This window comes from Robertmurraya sp. DFI.2.37 (assembly GCF_029211245.1).
In the GTDB taxonomy this organism is placed as follows: domain Bacteria; phylum Bacillota; class Bacilli; order Bacillales; family Cytobacillaceae; genus Robertmurraya; species Robertmurraya methanolica_A.
The window spans coordinates 1-295 of sequence record NZ_JARGEJ010000711.1; the positions used below are offsets into that span (position 1 = coordinate 1).

Genomic DNA, 295 nt, shown 5'->3' on the forward strand with positions numbered 1-295 from the left:
AATAGCCTGTTTTAAAACATCCAAACCAGTTGAATCTCTAAGATGGTCGTGTTTTGTCGAAAGGGTGAGCGGGTCAATAATCGCAATATCGGGAACGAGCGATTTTGAAATAATCGTCATTTTCTTTTTCTTTTTGCTGTCAACAATTACAGAAAATTGCGAAACTTCGGACCCGGATCCGGCTGTTGTCGCCGCCATAATAATGGGAGGGAGAGGTTTTTTTATTTGATCAACTCCTTCGTACTCTGAGATTGTTCCGCCATTTGTGACTAAAATAGCTACTGCCTTTGCTACA

At 41.0% G+C, this 295-nt stretch carries 1 protein-coding gene; it reads right to left on the bottom strand.

Annotation, left to right across the window (positions count from 1 at the left end):
- On the bottom strand, window positions 1-295 hold a 295-nt coding region (locus PZE06_RS28330), incomplete at both ends, for an iron-containing alcohol dehydrogenase (protein ID WP_275792446.1).